At 35.0% G+C, this 19939-nt stretch carries 11 protein-coding genes; all 11 read right to left on the reverse strand.

The annotated features are described in order from the left end of the window. Positions 1 to 21 precede the first annotated feature (21 nt). Positions 22 to 1479: an arylsulfatase gene (locus M2326_RS06580; RefSeq protein WP_264618762.1), complete on the reverse strand. Its 1458-nt coding sequence runs from the start codon at positions 1477 to 1479 to the stop codon at positions 22 to 24. Positions 1480 to 1666: 187 nt separating this feature from the next. Further along, the gene (locus tag M2326_RS06585) at positions 1667 to 3079 is read right to left on the reverse strand and encodes a sulfatase (protein WP_264618763.1); all 1413 of its coding nucleotides are present in this window, start codon (positions 3077 to 3079) and stop codon (positions 1667 to 1669) included. A gap of 173 nt (positions 3080 to 3252) precedes the next feature. Next, positions 3253 to 5055 carry an alpha-1,3-galactosidase-related protein gene (locus M2326_RS06590; protein WP_264618764.1) on the reverse strand — a complete coding sequence of 601 codons (1803 nt, stop codon included), beginning with the start codon at positions 5053 to 5055 and terminating at the stop codon, positions 3253 to 3255. Positions 5056 to 5076: 21 nt separating this feature from the next. Continuing rightward, the gene (locus tag M2326_RS06595) at positions 5077 to 6555 is read right to left on the reverse strand and encodes a sulfatase family protein (RefSeq protein ID WP_264618765.1); all 1479 of its coding nucleotides are present in this window, start codon (positions 6553 to 6555) and stop codon (positions 5077 to 5079) included. Positions 6556 to 7869: 1314 nt separating this feature from the next. Beyond that, on the reverse strand, positions 7870 to 9627 hold the full coding sequence (locus M2326_RS06600; RefSeq protein ID WP_264618766.1) for a T9SS type A sorting domain-containing protein: 1758 nt from the start codon (positions 9625 to 9627) through the stop codon (positions 7870 to 7872). A 40-nt stretch (positions 9628 to 9667) separates the two neighbouring features. Continuing rightward, the gene (locus M2326_RS06605; RefSeq protein WP_264618767.1) at positions 9668 to 11062 is read right to left on the reverse strand and encodes a glycoside hydrolase family protein; all 1395 of its coding nucleotides are present in this window, start codon (positions 11060 to 11062) and stop codon (positions 9668 to 9670) included. 57 nt (positions 11063 to 11119) lie between these two features. Then, positions 11120 to 13933: an outer membrane protein assembly factor BamB family protein gene (locus M2326_RS06610; RefSeq protein WP_264618768.1), complete on the reverse strand. Its 2814-nt coding sequence runs from the start codon at positions 13931 to 13933 to the stop codon at positions 11120 to 11122. 773 nt (positions 13934 to 14706) lie between these two features. Further along, entirely contained in the window at positions 14707 to 15726 is a 1020-nt protein-coding gene (locus tag M2326_RS06615; protein ID WP_264618769.1) for a hypothetical protein, read from the reverse strand. Between the two features lie 294 nt (positions 15727 to 16020). Beyond that, the gene (locus M2326_RS06620) at positions 16021 to 16281 is read right to left on the reverse strand and encodes a beta propeller repeat protein (protein ID WP_264618770.1); all 261 of its coding nucleotides are present in this window, start codon (positions 16279 to 16281) and stop codon (positions 16021 to 16023) included. Positions 16282 to 16289: 8 nt separating this feature from the next. After that, complete coding sequence (locus M2326_RS06625; protein WP_264618771.1) at positions 16290 to 18491, reverse strand: glycosyl hydrolase 115 family protein; 2202 nt, start codon at positions 18489 to 18491, stop codon at positions 16290 to 16292. Between the two features lie 55 nt (positions 18492 to 18546). Then, positions 18547 to 19932 carry a sulfatase-like hydrolase/transferase gene (locus tag M2326_RS06630; protein ID WP_264618772.1) on the reverse strand — a complete coding sequence of 462 codons (1386 nt, stop codon included), beginning with the start codon at positions 19930 to 19932 and terminating at the stop codon, positions 18547 to 18549. Between the last annotated feature and the right edge of the window lie 7 nt (positions 19933 to 19939).

A 19939-nucleotide genomic window follows, 5' to 3' on the forward strand; every position in this document is an offset into this window, starting at 1 on the left:
TTTTATTTTTTTCGATAAAAATTATTCCGCGTTGCTATGAGCGTCTTTTTTAGATTTCGGTACATATTTTAAACCACTTGCCTCCATTGCTGCTTTCAAATTGAAAAAAGGTTTGGTCGTAACATCCCAAAACGGACTAGGAGTATGTGCTTCCAACATTATTTTTCGAATTTGTTCTACTACTTTAGGATAGTCTTTTGCTTCGTCTTTTTGCTCCCTAAAATCTTTGGTAAGGTCGTACAATTCGATATTCATTCCTTTGGTTCTATCAGCGACAACGCCTTTCCATTTCCCAAAACGAACCCCTTGATTGGGCGTTTTCCCTGGATACAATTCCCAGTACAAATACTCGTGCTCTTTTTGTTCTTTGGCTTTCCCTAATAAAGTAGGTAGTATCGAAATCCCATCTGTTTTACCAACAACAGGCTCACCTGTCAATTCTGACAAAGTAGGCAACATATCCCAAAAAGCCGAAATATGGTTGCTCACTGAACCCGCTTTAATTTTCCCAGGCCAATAAGCGATCATAGGCGAACGCACACCGCCCTCGTACATATCTCGCTTTAACCCACGTAAGTCGGCTGTAAGATTGAAAAAATCAGCCGAACCAAACATCCCGTGAGCACCATTATCACTATTAAACATGATTATGGTGTTTTGCGAAATCCCCATCGTTTCCAATAATCGTTTAATTTTTCCGATATCGCCATCCATGCGAGAGGTCATAGCCGCATGAATCTTCATGTTTTCTGGCCAATCTTTGTCCTTGTATTGTGCCAAATCTGGAACTTGATAATCCACGTGTGGAATCGTATAAGCCAAATACAAGAAAAATGGTTTTTTCTTGTTGTCTTTTATAAACTTCAAAGCATCAATGGTCAATAAATCATGACTGTAATCGTTATGCTCCGTTTCTGAATTGTTCAATTTTACTTTTTTATCCTGACTCCATAAATACTCTGGATAATAATTGTGTGCCAATACTTGATCGGTAAATCCATAAAAATGGTCAAAACCTTGCGTCAACGGACTACCCGAATCATTGATAGAACCTAAACCCCATTTCCCGATTAAACCAGTTGTATATCCAGCACGTTGCATTAATTTTGGAATCGTTTCGGTTCCTTTTGGCAATGGAGTTTGTCCTTCAGGATAACCGGGACTATTGTCACGGATATAGGCGTGGCCAGGATGTAATCCTGTCATCAATGCGGCTCTCGAAGCAGCGCATACAGCATTCCCACAATAATGGTCTGTAAAACGCATTCCGTTTTTGGCTAAAAGGTCAAGCTCTGGGGTTTGAATCATTTTTTGACCAGTGTACCCCACTTCACCATAGCCCAAATCATCGGCCAAAATGTAGATTACATTTGGTTTTGCTGCTACGGATGCAGTTGACTTTTTACTACCATTACACGAAAAACTGAATAGTGCTGCAGCTATAATTACTCCTATTCTTTTACTTGGTGCTATTAACATTGTATCTATTTTGTTATTTACTATAATCTTGAAAAAGTAAATTTCACATTTAATTAGCTGAAAAATAATGTTATCCATAAATAAATTGTATCTGACAGTCCATTTGACTAAAATTATAGTCATAAAACTATAGAAGCCCGATTATACATCGAGCTCCTATAGTTTTTATACTTTTTTTTTACGGCTTTTAATACGCACGTTTTTCACCAACCTTAGCTGGATCATAATTGGGGTTTATCGTAGGCATTTGCGCATCTACTGATTTTCGCCAAGCTTGCAATTCTTTAAGCAATTGCTTCGCCTTTGACTTTTCTTTAGTGGCTAAATTTGTTATTTCTTTAGGATCAGTTTTTAAATTATATAATTCTAAAGTGCCGTCTTCATAAAATTCGATTAGTTTCCAATCGCCATGGCGAACAGCACCATAAGGGTTTGTTCTGTGGTAATGTGGATAATGCCAAAACAAAACATCACGCCCCAACTTCTTAGTCTTCCCCGTCAAAACTGACAAAATACTAATACCGTCTTGATGTGATTCTGGTCGCAACGGAAGTCCAACCATATCTAATATCGTGGGATAAATATCGGTTCCAATAACTAGTTCGTCTGACCTAGTTCCTGCTTTGATTTTATTATTCCATTTGACCATAAAGGGTTCTCTTACGCCCCCTTCATACGACAAACCTTTGTATCCCTTTAATCCTCCTGTAGTTTTTGGATTGTCTCCGCCATTGTCTCCTGTCAGGATGATAATGGTATTGTCTTCGATTCGCAATTCTTTTAGTTTGTCCATAATTCGACCTACACTTTTATCCAAGCTTTCGACCATTCCAGCTCTGGCAAAATTTAAAAATTCATCATTAGGATTCTTGAAATTCGCTACTTTTTTCTTGTACTTTTCTACTAATTCTGGCGGAGCCATCAAAGGACCGTGCAAGGTGTAATACGAGAAATACAATAAAAACGGTTTGTCCTTTTTGGTTTTATCCAAAAAGTCCACGGCAGCATCTGTCAGTCTATTGGTCAAATAATCACCGGGTTTACCGTCTGATAAATTAGGCATATCAAAAGGTGAAAAATATTTTCCTGGACCTTTAGGCTGTCCCCAATCTCTTCCTCCTACATTGGTATCAAAACCGTGATTGGTTGGATAGTGTTGGTCAAAATCGGCTTGTCCTTCTGGCATTAAATGCCATTTTCCAAAAAAAGCAGTTGTATACCCCCCTTCTTTCATTGCTTCTGGAAGGACAATTCTTTCATGATCAATTTTCATTTTCCAATCTGGAACCGATAATTTATCATACGGTCTTTTGTGTCCTGCAATCCAATCAGTCAAGTGCAATCTAGCGGGATAACAGCCTGTTAAAATAGCAGCGCGACTTGGAGAACAAACCGTACAAGCCGCATAAGCATTGTTAAAGAGCATACCTTGACTGGCCAATTTGTCGATGTTTGGTGTTTCGTAAAACTGAGAACCGTAACAACCAAAGTCTCCCCAACCCAAATCATCTACCAATAAAAAAACAACATTGGGTTTTGAATTTTGAGCATTGAAAACTACAGGAAAGCAAAACAGGAATAAGAATCTGAATAATTTCATTTAATGGTCGATTTTGAATGCTCCAATTTACATAAAATACCCTGATTTAGAACCTATATTTTGCACTTTATAATCGAACTTTTTTCCATAAAAAAAACCATTACCAATTTAAATAGCATTTGTTTTCTATGCTATTTAAATTGGTAATGGTTTATAAAAGGGAATTCTATAATTTAAAACCCTTTATTTCTTTTTACTTTTAGATTTTTCTTAGAAGTTTCATCAGCTTTCAAGATGTTTTTATTATCTCCTTTATAGGTGTTTTTTGAAATGTCTACATTATTGCAATTAATCAAATCAAACATAGGAGAGTTTGGATACAAATCTACCGCTTCCTTCGTTTGAATAATTGTGTTTCCGGTGATTTTCAATCCATCTACACGATCCGCCCAAATAATGCGACTACCAAAAGTTTCTATAGTATTATTTTCGAAAGTTATATTACGATCAAAAAAAGCTTTATCATCAAAGTCTTTCCCCAACCTTGGAGTTACGTATAAAATAGCTGATTCTGCACCACCGTAAGCACAATGAACGAAATGATTGTTTCGAATGGTAACATCTTCTACAGCACCAGATTCAAACCAATAATAGTTATCACCACGCAATTGAATAGCTGACATCATCGAAGAGAAGTTATTGTTTTCGATGATAATTTTCAATGGCGTTTTGATAATCACATTACGTGCACGATGATCATTTATTGTACAACCACGCATGGTAAATACAGGATTCCATGTTTTATTTTCTATATTATCTCCTTGTTTTAAATTTGAAGGCAGATTATTTTCGAAAGTAATCTGAATGAAACGATCGTTAATCGTAAGCACTTTTGCGACTTTGTTTACAGCAACTCTTTCAGGACTTGGCTGTTGAATGAACCACATTTCGTCCCCTATACCAGCAAATTCAAATCCTAATTGCTCAAAATGTTTCAACTCGACCACGACAGTTTTTGAATCAACAATTTTATTAACTTCAACATATGTACCATGAACGTTTGTACCGTCGTCTAGCATGTGTTGAAATTTACAGTTTTCGATTAAAATATTTCCTTTACAGTTGCTGAAATGTGTTGCATCTGCTATCGTAGAAACGACTCTATCCGAACCTGGACGAACAAAAATACCACATTTTGAAATTACAATTTCTTCAGATCTTTCGAATAAAAAACCCATTCCTAAGGCATGGTGAATCGTGATTCCTTCAAATAGAATATTTTGAGAATTCATCGTTTGAAACGCTGGCGCATAACGATTTTGTTCACTTTCTCCTTTCGAATTCATTACGTTTCCAATCTCTGGATATTTTCTTAATTTTTCATATAGTCTCAAAACTCCATTAGCTTTTTTCTCTACATAACGAGGACGAACTGACATATCCAAAGCACCAAGAGCCACTCTTTTTATCTTTGGATCAAACTCCAATGTGCTTCCTAATTCGAAAAACGAGAAGCCATCAACATCTGGAAATGATATTTGGTCTCTATTTACTTTCCAAGAATAGCCTTTGGTGAAAGGTTTGATTTCATACCAACCTTCTTTTGGGTTAACCGCAGTTACTTCGCCTTGAAACAAAAACGGAATATCCCAATCAATAGTAAAGTTCTTAGCGGTTACTTTCTTACAGTTTTTAATTTGAAAAGGAGCTACTTGACCATGAAAAATGAATTCAGCCCCGTTACCTTCAATGGCAACCGAATCATATCCTTCTAGTAAAAAAATGATCTTTTTGAGTCCGTTACCGTGATTGGTAATGTAACTGTATTTATCTACTGCAAAATCAGGTAGAAAAAGATATTTTCCTTTTTCAAATACAATTGTAAGGTCTTTATCAATATTGTCTTCAATAGCTTTTCGAACTATTGGTGTCATATCACCCTCTTGATGTTTGATTTCGATAACTGTTTTTGCAGACGATTGAAAAGATACGAACAGTGCTAAGACTGTTGTCATTTTTAAAAAGAATTGATTCATAGTATTGGTTTAGTGTGGTTTTTAAAGATGTACTCCTGTCCCCTGAAAACTATTATCGTGGTCACCCCACATAATTATCCATGGATCTTGTGTGTTTTTTTGAAATTCTCTTAATCTTGTTTTCATATCGTTCAAAAGAGGAAGGAATTTTTTATCCGTAGCTAAATTAACGATTTCATTTGGATCCTTTTTCAAGTCAAATAATTCAAATTGAGGGTGGTGTAGAAAATCTTGAATTTTACGTTTACCATAAAACTGTGCTTTATTTCTATACACTGCTTGCCAAGTAGACGAATCCCATAAATCTGAAGCAAACGGGTATTCTAATGGATATGCGATATTCCAAATTAATTTGTAATCTCCTTTACGTACTACACGCATTGGGTAATACATGGTAATCTCATGAAAGGTATGCGAAGCGTTAATTTCATCCCAACCTTTTGGATTTTCTTCGCCAATAACTTTTTCAAAAGAATGACCGTGGAATTTATTTTTACCAGCATCTACTCCCGCCATTTGTAGGATGGTAGGCGTCAAATCTACCCATGAAATCATTGCATTGTTCACAGAACCTTTTTTAGATTCGAATGGATCTTTGATAATGCAAGGTAATTTAATACCGGGTTCATACACTGTTGTTTTAGCCCCTGGAAATGCCATTCCATTGTCTGAAATATAGATTACAATTGTATTTTTATCTTTTCCAGTTTCTTTTAACATAGCCATTAATTTTCCAAAACCTTGATCGATTCTAGAAATACTTTGGTAGTACTGTGCTATTTCCTCTCTACTTTGTTGGGTATCGGGCATGAAATCGGGTACTAAAACGTCCTTAGGATCGTAAACTATTGTTTTTACACCTGGATAACCATCGGCTTTGTTTCCAAAACTGTTTGGTGTTTTCCAGTCTACAGGTCTAAAAGGTCCACCACGGTGTGGATCATCTGTACAGAAATACAAGAAAAAGGGTTTATCTGAGTTTAAAACGTCCTTACATTTTTCTGCCATTTCGAAAGTACTTCTTGGATCGGCTTCTAATACCGTTTGAAAATGATAAACCGACTCAGGAGCTACATGGTATTTACCTATTCTAGCCGTTGCATAACCTGCTTTTTCTAATAAAACGGGTAATGATTTTATCGTATCATAGGTACTAAAGTGATGGTAATCGTGCACATGACCGTAAGATCCTGTTGCATGACCAAATTTCCCCGTAAGGATCACCGAACGACTTGCAGCACAACTTGCACTTGTACAATAGGCATTGGTAAAACGAGTTCCCTCAGCAGCCAATTGGTCTAAGTTTGGAGTTTTGATTACAGGATTCCCGTAACAACCAAGTGCATCTATACCGTGATCATCCGCCACGAAAAGGATAATATTGGGTTTATCTGAGGATGCTACCTTTTTATTTTTTTCCTTATCTGAACAACTAGATAATAGTAGTAACAAGAATGTCAGTGGAATAGCGAAATGGACTAAGTGGAATTGTTTTTTCATTTTTTATAACTTTTAAATTTTTATAACTAAAAATAAAAAGCGAATCAAGTTGCAAGTTAACTTCAAATCACCTTTTAATTCGCTTCATATTTACCCAAAATCGGGCTTTATTTAACCTCTATTTATTGATCAATATATTTACTGAATACTGCGGCATTGTAATTACATATTTCATTACAAATATAAAGTAATACCTATCTAAACTTTTATTTGTGAGTATATCGACTGTCTCTGTGAGTAAAAAATGTATTTATTTTGAATCATTTTATAGATTTTTATAGATAGCTCGTATTTTATTCTCACTTTTTTGATATTTTAAACAAACATCAAACTAATCCGTGATCTTGATTTCTGCTTAAAATAATAGATTGGTATTTACGATTTTGAAATAGTTCAAAATGCACTTATACTATTACATTCTTTTATATTTTTAATGTTTACCATTTGACTAACTCGAAATCTTATAAATAAGCCACAAATGATTAACTGACACTTGTTTTGTAATTGTAGTTATATTCCACACAGACAATAGAGGGATTACTAAAACTTCCTCCTTTAGATTTTATAGTTGTTGGCGAAGGCAAGCTTCACCTATCAAAAAGTAAAAAAGTATTGTGTTTGTGACCTACCTGTGCTTTGGTTCCCGAATAGTTAACTTTTATAACTTTAATTATAGGCTTCACAACATGATTAACTTTTGGACTCCCTTTTTTGGGGTGAGAGGTAGCAATGAAAAGCCCACAAAAATATGCAGATAGCGGAAATTGTTGAGAACTTATAATGGATGACCCGACCCGTCCCCGATAGCTATCGGGTTTATGGAGGGGCACACTCAAATACTAAAGGTTACAAATCGATGGAAAATATGATCCTGAGATTTCACTTATTTATGAGGACTACTTTCTTTTAATTTTTACACCTTATTATAATTTGCTAACAAGACTTTAGGCTACTGCATGTATTACTTTTTTATTGAAAGTATAAAGATTTGTAAAAATAAAGTTAAGAGAAACGGAACTAACAGCTGAGCAATTCATCCGATAAAAAAAGATACATTATGAGCTACTGTCTCAGTTTGGTATTTCTAAAAGAACTTGCTCTCCTTATACTATTGATACGGCATTATACAATGGCTCAAAGTATCTCCTACGATTCTAAAGTAATATTCGTTGTAATGATCTTTATGAAGTTAAGTCAGGATTTTTCCATTACCTCTTGGTAAAGAAATAGCTGTTACTAATAAAACAATTTTAAAAAATTTGTATTATTAGCAACAGCTATGGTTTTTTATTAATTTATATATTTTATGGAAGCTTACTCTATAATTAATTTTTTCACAGTTCTTGATCCATTTAACGAAATTTCGACAAAGTAAATTCCAGAGCTTAAATCAGAAACGTTTATAGTAGATTTCAATTCACTATTTTGTATCTTCTTCAACAAAGAACCAAGGGTATTGTAAATATGTATCTCACTATTAATTGGTGCTGATACTATAACCGATGTTGATGCAGGATTTGGAATGACAGTGATAGTATCATTAGAATTAAAATCTTCTGTTCCTAAATTGGAACAGTCATAGTTAAAACCAAAACTCCAATCATCTCCAAAAAGCACAAATGGATACCCTTCTACACGATGCAAATCAGTACTACATTTTGAAATGGGATCTGTAAATCCGATTCCGTTTATATTACTCATTTTTAAATAAAATTTCCCTCCCATAGTATCTTCTCTGGTACCAGTTGAAACAATACTACCGTTTTCAAATTGTTTTTGCTGCGCTACATTGCTAACCGAACGAAGGCCTATAACTGCAATTGATGGCCCAATTTTCAAAGAATTATCTCCATTAAAAACAGGTAAATTATTCAACGGGCTTTGGTTTCTATATGCTTGTGAATAAAACTGATAATCACTTTCTAATTGCGCTGTATTGCTGCCGTATGTAGCAACAACATCATCTATAGTAATATCTTTGTAATACCCTTCTATATAATTGGGATCAGCGTCTAATAAATTTTTACCTATATCACCATCCAAAAATCCAGTTGGTGCATATACCGCAAAAGCAGAACCTATTGAACGAATATTTTTGGCCACCACTCTACCATTTATTCTTGAATGTGGCTGAAATAACATTGCATTTCGCCCATTTACAGAAGTTATTCCTTCTGCATAAATATCATTTACAACCCCTAAATCGGCATCAATATTGGATGGTAAAAGTGCAATTGTAGCGCCTGTTTCTAATCGTAAAGTCGAACCTCCTTGGGCTTTACAGTTCTTGAATGAAATATTTCTACAAGACTGTGCTTGGACTAATCCATAACCTGGATGTGCATTTTGGATTTCCAAGTTATTCATTTCGCCATTAAGTGGTGACCAACTTACACCTGTAGGTACTTGTTGTACAACCTGAACACCTTTGGAATCTAATACTGGATTTCCTTTATTATCTTGCTTGTTAGAACTATAAAAGCCTTTAAAACTTGGAGTGAAATTTATTCCTGCAATTTTGGTTGCATTGTCTAAAATCAAAAAGTTCGAAATTGAAAAATCTTGTACTTGTGCTATTCCAAATGCTTTGAAATTCCCCAAAGCACCATCAGCGTCAATGGTCACTTTATCATCTGTACCACAATTAGTACAGCCTACTTTTACATTAGAAATAATAACTGGATTAAGACCAACATCATTACTACCAAGATTAAAGATTGTCATTGATTGGGTTTTAGCTCCCGAGTAATAAGGTTTTATAATCGCACCTTTATCAATTGACAAAAATACATTCGATTTTAGGTAAAGATTATTAAATCTATAAACCCCTGGATTAACATAAACCGTACCACCCCCAACATTTGACGAAACTTGGTCGATTAATGCTTGTAAATTGGCTGTTTGATTACTATTTGGATCGCTATTGGCTGGTAGTGTACTTGTAAAAACAGGATTAAAGACGCCGGTAAACACATAGGGTACCAATGGATTCTGTGCTAAAGCTACAGCACAATTCCCTAATATAACTAGCAACAAAAGTGCTGTTTTCGATTTTAATAATTTTATTTTCATAATCAACTATTTTATATTTTAAGAAGCCTGAATAGGCTATTTAAAGCGTTTTATTGTTCTTTTTTCCTTTTTTTACTTCTTTATTATTCTCTTTTGCTTTAGTTTCTCCATGTTTCTTACCTTTCCCTTTGGATGGATTTTTCAAACAGTCTGCATTTCTTTCTACTTTAGTTTTATCACATCCATTTATACCCATATTTTTATAGGTATAGTTACTAGACATTAAAAAATCTGAATTGGTTTTTGTAATTTTTCCAATATTAATTTCATAACAACCACCGTCACTCCCGTTTTTACAACCACTTGCTAGGGTTGCATTGGTTCTAATTACTCCAATGGAACGTCCAGGCGTACTTTCAAAATCAGGATTCTGACATTTAGTTTCCATTTCTTTACGTTCTATACAATCAAAATAGATGAAATCCTTAGACTTTACTTGTGCCCCTTTTCCACCTGTAACTGTGATATCTCCAATATAGGAACGGCTATCAAAAGTTCCTATATTATCGACTCCTGTTTCCTTTTTATCTTTGAAACCACCTGCTATTTGCACTGCAAAAGAAGAATTTACTGCTATAATCCCTTCTACATCTACACGCCCTTGATCTACTCTGTGAGGAGAAACATTTACTGCAGCATCCCCATCTTTTATTTTAATATTTCTACCTACGATATCGTCTACGGTTAATACATTTTCTTTTCCAGTTTCACCACTACCTGTTTCTACACGCATGGTTACTCCACCAACACCTTCTAAATTTTTACATAAGATAGACTTACCTGCTTGGATCTGAATCACGCCATAACCTACATGGCTATTGATCAACAAAATGTTTTTTACAATTCCTTGAAACGCTACTTCGTTACGATCTCCACTATCTGGTAAATTCAAAGCAATACATGAAAAAGGAGTATAAGAATCGGTAATTTTAAAGCCAGAAAATTTAAAATTACGCACGTTACAACCCGTGATGATTTTCATGCGGTAATCTCCTTTTGGGAAATTGGCAGAAAACCAAGTCGCTTGGTTTTCGTTGTCCTCATCAGCATTGGTAATGGCTACATTTTCAACCAAAAATTCTTTTCCTACTTCGAAGATGTTATTCCCTACTTTTTTAGCATTTTTATCGAAATAAGGCTCAATCATCACGTCTTTATCAATTTTGATATGAATGTTAGAGTGTAATACCACATCAATTAAATAATAATTTCCTTTTTTTATGTGAATGATTCCACCACCTGATTTTGACAAAGAGGCAATTTTAGCGTTCAATAAGTCACTATCTCCACCGTCATTTTTTCCAGATAATTTAATTTCAATTTCTTTATTTGGAATTTTATTGGTGTAAAATCGACTTTCATTGGCTGTTAATCGGTCCTGTGCCATTGCTACGATAGTGCTTAAAAATAATACTATCAGTGTTGTTGTTTTCATATTTTTTGTTAGTTTTTTTTATTGTTGTTTTTATTGTTGTTTTTTTTTTAGCGTCAGTTAAAATGCGGATTCTAATTCTACATCCAAGAAACGGAAACTACCCAGTTCCACTTTTAAATCTAAAGTGCCATTTTTAGCTTCCCATTTTTCGCCACTCAATATATCGGTGATTTTCACTGGTTTTATTCCGTTGAACGTTAAACTTGCTAAACGCTCTTGTGGATTAATGTACCCACTGTCGATTATTGTAAGTCTCAAATGTTTCGGTGCCGTTTGTGCAACTACCCATGCCACTTCTCCTGAAACCGTTATTGGTAATAATTTGGCACTGTCTTGAATGTCTTTCTCAACTATTTTAAAATACTCATTGGCAGCCATTTTTTGTTTTCCATCCGATGAAATATAATTTTTCCCATCCGTAATGTATTCTTTCAAAATGTTTTTATAGAACGGATGCATGTGATCGGTCATTTTTCCTCTTGGCGCATTTTTTTGTGCAAGCACTCCTTCTTGAGGAGGCACAATCAAAACCATGCCATTTTTATAAGGTGCTAAAAAGTTTAAATGTCTGTCGGTTACCCCAGCGGCATATCTAGAGAAATCCCATGGCGTAACTTGTGCACCAAGCCAGCTCCCATTCATTCGACTAAAAACGGCAGGATTTTTTTCTTCGAAAGCCTTATCAAAATACGTGGTGTATTTTACACTACTACCTTCTTGTAAAAAGTGTTCGTCTGGCTGCGTCATTCCTAAATGTACTGCCGAAAAACTCAAAATCTCATTGCTTTTTGGCACATACAAAGCGCCTTTGGCAACCATATCCCAAAGCACACTCATATAATCTTGATCAATAGGGAAATTATCCAAATAGGTCGTTCCGTAAGACAAATGATAAATCAGCATTCGCAAATAATGGTTGGGAATGGTTTGAAACGAATGCTCTCTTTGACGGTCAAAACTGGTATTGTCTCTTACCGCACGTGCTCCCCAACTGTTGGTTGCACCGCTAGTCCACATTCCTAATCGTCCCGAAATACTCAATTCCATGGTTTTATCTGTGGTTTCTTCCATTGCTGGTACAAAAACATCTGCGAATTCTCCCGAAAGCAAAGGAGCCCATTCTTTTTGATAAATTGTTCCTAACCAATAGACATTTTTGGAACGAATGAACAAATTCGTGTTTTTTCCTTGCGCATATTTTGCCAAAGGATAAATCAAATTATTTAGTGCATACTGGAAATTTTCGCTGTGGTCTTCTAATTCAGGATAGATGAGCACGGTTTTTTTACCTTTTGCTAAATCAATTAGTTTTTTAGTAGTTTCTGGAGCAAAAAAGTAAGGATCATTTCCGTGACCGCCCCAAGTAGCAAGACCTGGGCTATTTTCATATTCTTTGGCAAAAATAGATAGTACTTCGTCTTGAGTTAAGGTATATTTTTTGCGTCGATCTCTTTTGTCTCTGTAACTTGCGTTTGAAATCGTATCTCTTTTCCAGCTTTCAGGCGATTGCACGTTGGTCATGTGTTTCGACGATAAAAAGACCGGGCTTGAATAATTGGATTTAATATTATCTGAAACCGATTTAGCAATTGGTGTTTTAAACGATTCAGACATAAAATAAACGGGTTCTGGTTTACGTTCCCAAGCCAGCGGTTTGAACTTTTTTACTTGTTCGCCAAGTAGTTCCCTGTTTTTTAGAATAGTTGCAATTTTGCCTGTCGGATTTAATTTTTCGTATTCTTTTTTCCAGCTGGGTTCATCGGTATTGATGATGTGAATGCAACTCCCACCACTTTGACTACTTGCCAAAATGATTTTACCTGTGGTCGGGTCTTTCCACATATCATTGAAAGAATGTTTGGACACCAACATTTCTGCTTTTTTTATATCTAAATTTTGATTCACAAGAAAAATTCTATCAGCAGCCAAAATAAAATATTGAGCATTTTTCCCCATTCCTATTTTTTCACCTTGAACCACCAAATAACCTGTTGGAATACCTTTAATTTTTATCGAATTGGTTTTTCCTGTTTCAGGATTGTAAATTCCGAAACTAGCATCGTTAGTATGCGCTGAATTCCCTAACAAGATTTCTTTTTTTCCATCTTCATTCATGTCAATTATACGACATTCTCCTACTGGTCTTGGAATTGTTATTTTATCTTTTCGAAAAGGCAAATCTTCCAATGCTCTGAATAAGTACATCGAACCAGATGAACTCATACTGTTATTAGTTCCAATAATCGCCAGAACTTCTGTTCCATCGGCTTGCGGAATCACACGTATAAAATTGGGTGTATGTGTTCCGTTTGGCGGCGGCGTTCCTTCTGATTTTCCGAAATTCTTTTCTTGTGAGTAGGTACTCGATTTGAGTTCTTTGATTTGTTTTCCAGCCGCATTGAGGTAATAAATACTTTTATCAAATCCGCCACAAACTACATAAGGCTGATTGTCTTTTTTGATGACGCAAACCGCATACATAGGTGTATCGTCTTTTTTGAATTGCCAGAGTATTTTTCCATCACTGTTTAAGCAATACAATGTTCCATCGGCATTGGCAACCAGGATTTCATCTTTGCCATCGGCAGTCAAATCTTGACACCAGATGTCTTGATTCATAAAACCCGACAAAGCGTTTTTCCATAAAATTTTACCATCATAGGATATCCCCATTACCGTTCCTTCGTAACTACTAGCGACAATAAAAGAATCTTTTTTACTTACCGCTGTTCGTACTTTTGTGATGGTATAGCCCGTTTCTATACTCATTACCCCTTTGTGAAGACTGGTAGAAGCTTCTTTTGCATTAAGAAGATTACCTTGTAATAACCCCACTAAAAGAAGAAAAATCATAGAGTAATTGATTTTCATAAATTCAAAAATTTTGGTTTAAAAAAAATAGTTACACTAAAGAAAGTGTTTTTCTTTGGGATAAACACACCTATTTAATAAAATACTTAAAAACAAATTTATTCTATTTAAGATAGTATGATGTAGTTAATAGTTTTTTTAATGTCTTTGTTGGTAATTTGTAGAAACATATAGATTAATGCTTTACAGCTCTTGTATTTATCTGCTTACTAATTGATATTGAGTCTTTTGTGTGAATGGTAGAAATGGAAAGCCCACAAACAAGTACAGCGATAGCGAAACTTATTGAGGAGAGTAATGGATGACCCGACCCGTAGTTTTTACGGAGGGCCACGCCCAAAGGATTAGTTTATAATTATCCTCTAAAACTACAACCCCAAATAAACGTAGCAAATAAATCGAAAATCAGAAAGTGTCAATGCTGTAATACGGGCAATTTACACACCATTCTACTGTTCGAATAGCGAGGTCCGCCTGTTTGGTATCTTGGCAGTAGCCAAAAATCACCTGCCTGCAAAAACTAGTTTTATGGATAGGTCAACGTATGCGCTGCTATGAAGGAAAGCACAATGAAACCAGCCTATTTACGGCTTAAAAAAAAAGAGGACGTTTTGTCCTCTATAATTACCTAAACTTGTTTATCTATATCCCCATAGTGGCGGAATTAGATCGGTGAGCATGTCCTGAGCGATAGCCGAAGGGTTCAACCGCGGTTTCATTGTTGGCTTTTCAAGCCCAACGAAACCTTTGCTGTTATGCGAAGCGATAATTTTCTATTTAAAAAGGTCATTCAAATTAATGTCAACTTTGACAGAAATAATATTTGCCAATCTTTTAAATATGCTTTCTCTAGGACTAAATTTAACAAGCATTCTTTTGTCTATTCCATTTTCGGTAATTCCGAGACTAAATTCCCCTTCAACTACTAAACCTTTCTCTTTCAAAGCGTCTACTACATGATTTAATTGTTTAATTTCTGTAAGCTCATTTTCTCCAAACGGATGACCATAACTAGGAATTTTATCTATTTGTGTTAGTAAATCTTTTGAATCATATGAATTGTTATCAATTAAACCTAAAGCTAGAGAATCAATTGGAGGATAAAAGAATTGGTATATACCATGCTTTTTTAAAATCATTTTATTGAACTCAATATTTTTTATTTTAAAGAAAGATTCAGCTTCATCTATTGAAAATAAATATAATGGAATAGGGCAGATGCCTAAATTATTGTCATAAACAACAGGATTAAAAGTTAGAATTTCATGAAAATCCAATGAGAAATTAGTGTTTTCTTCAATATTTTGTAAAAATTTTAAATGTGATAATTGATGTACAATTTCTTGGAATACTGAAACTAAATTAGGTTTTGTTTTTTGTATTATTTCAATTTGAGGCGAAACTGTATTAATAATTTTTTCCAATTTTTCTTTACCTAATTGGCCAATATTATTTTCATCATCTTTTTGAGAGAAATCTGCAAGATCTTCATTTGTGAATTTATTGGTTCCAAGCAAAAGTCCAACACTACTAAATGCTATTCCTAAATTTATTGAGACTGGCCTAACCATTAAAACGTTATAATTTTTGATGTTAGCTTGTACATCAGCTTGAACCATTGATAATATTCTTGCGTCATGTTCATCTTGAACAATTACCAATCTTTTTTTACTTTCATCTACACCAGCACACAAAATTTTATGTCTTATTCCAGATGCACCTTGTAATTCTTCAACGTTTTTAACATCAAAATCTAAAGCATTAAAGAATCCTGTCCAAAAATCTGATTTCATATTTACGTCTTTTTTTTAATCGTTTCGCATAACTAGTATATAGGTATGATAAGAACCATACTTTATTTATAATTCAAATATATTATTTTTTTTCTTACAAATCATCAAAAGGACTTTTAATATATAACAAGCATTTTATGATAAAATGAAAGTCTGTTTTGAGTGGTTTGCGTGAGGGGTAGTCCCGAAACTTCGGGATAACGGAGGGACACTCCCAAAGGATTCTATTTATAAAAACCTGCTTTTGTTAAAATCAAAAAAGCCGATAGTTTGTGATAAACTATCGGCTTCAAATTATTTAGAAAGTATTCCTTTGGCAAAACCACTACCGTGGCAAGAACTCCAAAAAGTATTTTCATCGTAGGGGTCAAATTCAAAACCGGTCATTTTATCAACCTGTCCTAAGCCATAATTATATTTTGTCCAATTTTGTCCGTTGTCATTTGAAATATAGATTCCACTATTTATTTCTTTGATCACCTTGGATGGTGCAACTACAACTGCTATAGTTTTTGAATCTAATGGCGAGACTTTGAGCATTTTAAAATGTGGCATATCAAAAATTATTCTGCATTTTGCATAAAAATTAGCTCTTTCTGGTATTCGCTTTCGAAAAATGGTTGGTATTTATATTGGATACCAGGAGTTTTTGAATTGCGATTCATATATTCAAGGTTAAAAAATTTAAGGTCTTTTACATGGGCAATATAATTTTCTAAAACTTCCACAATGCGATACGTTAAGGCTGTTTCATCCCAACGGTACCAATCTTTAAATTTACCCGAACCATTTTGTTCTATCCTCTTTTCAATTTCTACGGCTTTTTTGGCATGCTCCAAAGCGGCATAAGTAGCTAATTGACTTTGGTGATAATCTTTGTTCGCATAGTAGTTTAATGACTTTGAAAAATCAGCTGCCATTGCTGTTAAATTGTACATTTTTTCTGTTGGAAGCGCCATGTCAATCGTATAAAAATTCAGTTTACTTCCTTTTAATTCTCCTTTAGCATCCAGCGTACGTTGCACCGAAACAGCCCATTTATCTTCCGTAGCTTCGTAAAGGTTTGCATAAGCATCCATAGCAAAATTCATTTTCGATTTAAAATCTTTCAACTTTAAATACTCCTTTTTGCCATCGCCAGGAAACTCTTTATCAAAAAATTTATCGTCCATTTCTTTTTGATATGCCATGTTTAATAATCGTTCAACATAATAAAAATACCACTCATCACCTGGATTACGTTCTGGATCTCCCAAATCAAACTGATTCGAAAAAAAGTCTTTGTAGGTTTGACTGATTGAAGCGGAGTTTGTATTGTACATTTTCTTTGCATACCAATCAAAGTAATAATCGCCTGTTGCCTGATTTTTATACGAATCAAAATCATTCATATAATTGACCATCTGTTGCACACCAAATATTTTTTCTTTAAAATTCCCAACATTCAGCACAATCATATCGGTTAAATTATGGCTGACGGCTTTCGCCATTTCGCGATGTAACACATTAGGATGAATGGTATTGATACGCAAATGTGTTCTGCGGTTATGATAAGATACGTGTTGATACACCCCTTTCAATAGCGTACATGCATCAGCTGCTTCCCATGTGCCATCAGGAAAAGTTCCATAGCCTTGGTCTGCAAAAAGTATCATGGTATTTTTTGGATATTTAATCAGTCCTTGACGAAACATGCCTCCAAGTTCGCCCCATAAATATCCACAAACCAATGGTTCTTGATTTCCTGTAATTTCACGAATGAGGTCGTACTGCGTTTGAATCACTTCGTTTACAATTTTAGCTTTATCGTTTATAGAGCTTTTATTGGACATACTTGGGTCATCATCCCAAAAAGCACGGTCGAGTAAACCTCTAAAATTTAAAGTCCAAATTACGTTTTTACCTTTTTGTCGCTCAATAGCATCTCTCCAAAATTTAACAAAATGCTCCTTTTGAGTAGACCAAGAATAAGGAATGCCTTTGGGCCAAAAAAGTGGAATACTTCCAACAGGTTCTGCATGATGTTGTGCAATATACAAACCCATGTCTGAAGCTAGTTTAAGATGTGGTTCATCTGACAATATCAAAGTAGATGGAATTACTCCTGTCATTTTAAGTCGTAACATGGTTTCGTAAAACTTCTCCATGAATTCTAAATTGAAACCATATTCTAGTTTTTCCATTTGAAAACCGACAATTAAATCTTCATCGTTGATAAAAAAGATACGATGTTTAAAAGTATACGGTTTTGAACCAATTTTCCCCGTTTTAATTTGAATTGAGTTAGCGATCTCTGGCACTAAATCTGTAAAATAAACATAAGGATCAATTCCTAAATAATCTTCGGAAAAAGTATAGATGCCGTGTATCAATCCAAGTTCATCTGAACCATTAAATATGATTTTATTCTCTAAAATTTCAATCTGATACTTATCAAAACCCACAATATCCTTATTGATATTCAATTCAATATTGATGAGTTTTTTCGATGATTTTGTAGTGCCAAATTTCAAATTAAAATCACTTTGCAAAGCCTTTGCAGCATAGCTCACCGCTTTTGAATTGCTATTATCATGTACATAAATATTATTATAAATCGCTATATTTTTGGCCATTATCCCATTCGCCCAAAAGAGAATTGTAAGGAAGACAATAATTTTCGGCTTTTTATCTTGTGCAAAAGCAGAATGCCCTATAAAAGTAAGGCATCCAACTATGGTTTTGAATATAAGATTTGATTTTTTCACGTATCTATTATCTTTCATTTTTACTAGAACTGATATGACTTTTGCCGAAAGGCATTTGGTCGTAATTGTAAAACTATTTAACAGTTTTCAGTTGCTCATAATAAGCCTTATCCCAAGTAATTGGTGTTGCCATATCTTTGTACCAAAAAGCAAAATCTTTGGACATTTTTTTGGCAATAGCGTTATTTTGACTTATAACGTTTTTAGTTTCTGCTGGATCTTCTTCCAAATTGTATAACATTGGTTCTCCTTCTGCCATCATCTGCACTAGTTTCCATTTGCCACTACAAACAGCCCATGAAGGTGGTGCATTGTCTTTTTCGAAATCTTCATCCATCTTCGCACCTTCCTCACGGGGTACGTGTGAACCTGCCCAAAACAGTGATTCGTGTACCACTTGTTTTTTAGGTTGATTGAAAACGGGTAATAAGTTGGCACCGTCTAACTTATACGATTTTGAATTTTCGATTCCGGCTGCAGCCATACTGGTAGTCAATACATCCAAAGACGAAGTCAACTCTTGACGTACTTGGCCTGCTTTTATTTTTGCTGGCCAGCGCATCATAAATTGTACGTGGCAACCACCTTCCCATTGTTCTCTTTTGAAACCTCGCCAAGGTGCATTACTACCTTTCCACCAAGTTGGCAAACCTCCGTTATCACTCAAAAAGAAGATTAAGGTGTTTTCTTCCAAACCTTTATTTTTCAATTCGTCCAAAAGTTTTCCAACGCTATCATCCAAAGCGGCAACCATAGCTGCTTTTACTTGATCTGATTTTGGCAAATGCTTAAATTTAGCCATATAATCATCCGGAGCTTGATTAGGACCATGCACTGCATTGTAGGCCAGGTACATGAAGAATGGTTTTTTCTTAGCTGAATCTATAAAACTAATCGCTTCATTGGTAAATTGAAAAGTCAAATAGTCGTGTTTTTTTACTTTTTCATTTCCATCGAATAAAATAGGAGAATTGAAATAGTCCGTTTGCGCACTATTAAAACCATAATATTTATCAAAACCACGATCCAACGGATGTTGTCCAGGTAATTTGACACCTACGTGCCATTTCCCAATCGCAGCTGTTGTATATCCTGCCTTTTTGAAATAATAACCCATCACTTTTTCTGAAGCTGGAACGGCAGATCCTTTCTGCGTATCGGTATTAGCATACACTCCAAAGCGTTCTTGGTACCTGCCCGTAAGCAAGCCCGAACGTGAAGGTCCACATACAGATGCGGTCACGTAGGCATTGGTAAACTTAGCTCCACCGCTAGCAATTTTATCAATGTTCGGCGTTTTTACGTGTGTTCCATCACTTCCAAAAGCTCCTGTTGTTGCGTAGCCTAAATCATCGGCAACGATGACAATGATATTTGGCCTTTTGTCCTGTGCCATCAATGACTGTCCGATTAAAAGACAGCCAAAGATTGCAACTTGTATTTTGGTCCTTATTTTCATTAGAGAA

The organism is Flavobacterium psychraerolatum (assembly GCF_025960985.1).
GTDB lineage: Bacteria > Bacteroidota > Bacteroidia > Flavobacteriales > Flavobacteriaceae > Flavobacterium.

What these genes read in the sequence shown, in the direction of transcription:
- M2326_RS06580 (WP_264618762.1), bottom strand. Translation starts at nt 1,479, where the DNA reads ATGTTAATAGCACCAAGTAAAAGAATAGGAGTAATTATAGCTGCAGCA.
- M2326_RS06585 (WP_264618763.1), bottom strand. Translation starts at nt 3,079, where the DNA reads ATGAAATTATTCAGATTCTTATTCCTGTTTTGCTTTCCTGTAGTTTTC.
- M2326_RS06590 (WP_264618764.1), bottom strand. Translation starts at nt 5,055, where the DNA reads ATGAATCAATTCTTTTTAAAAATGACAACAGTCTTAGCACTGTTCGTA.
- M2326_RS06595 (WP_264618765.1), bottom strand. Translation starts at nt 6,555, where the DNA reads ATGAAAAAACAATTCCACTTAGTCCATTTCGCTATTCCACTGACATTC.
- M2326_RS06600 (WP_264618766.1), bottom strand. Translation starts at nt 9,627, where the DNA reads ATGAAAATAAAATTATTAAAATCGAAAACAGCACTTTTGTTGCTAGTT.
- M2326_RS06605 (WP_264618767.1), bottom strand. Translation starts at nt 11,062, where the DNA reads ATGAAAACAACAACACTGATAGTATTATTTTTAAGCACTATCGTAGCA.
- M2326_RS06610 (WP_264618768.1), bottom strand. Translation starts at nt 13,933, where the DNA reads ATGAAAATCAATTACTCTATGATTTTTCTTCTTTTAGTGGGGTTATTA.
- M2326_RS06615 (WP_264618769.1), bottom strand. Translation starts at nt 15,726, where the DNA reads ATGAAATCAGATTTTTGGACAGGATTCTTTAATGCTTTAGATTTTGAT.
- M2326_RS06620 (WP_264618770.1), bottom strand. Translation starts at nt 16,281, where the DNA reads ATGCCACATTTTAAAATGCTCAAAGTCTCGCCATTAGATTCAAAAACT.
- M2326_RS06625 (WP_264618771.1), bottom strand. Translation starts at nt 18,491, where the DNA reads ATGAAAGATAATAGATACGTGAAAAAATCAAATCTTATATTCAAAACC.
- M2326_RS06630 (WP_264618772.1), bottom strand. Translation starts at nt 19,932, where the DNA reads ATGAAAATAAGGACCAAAATACAAGTTGCAATCTTTGGCTGTCTTTTA.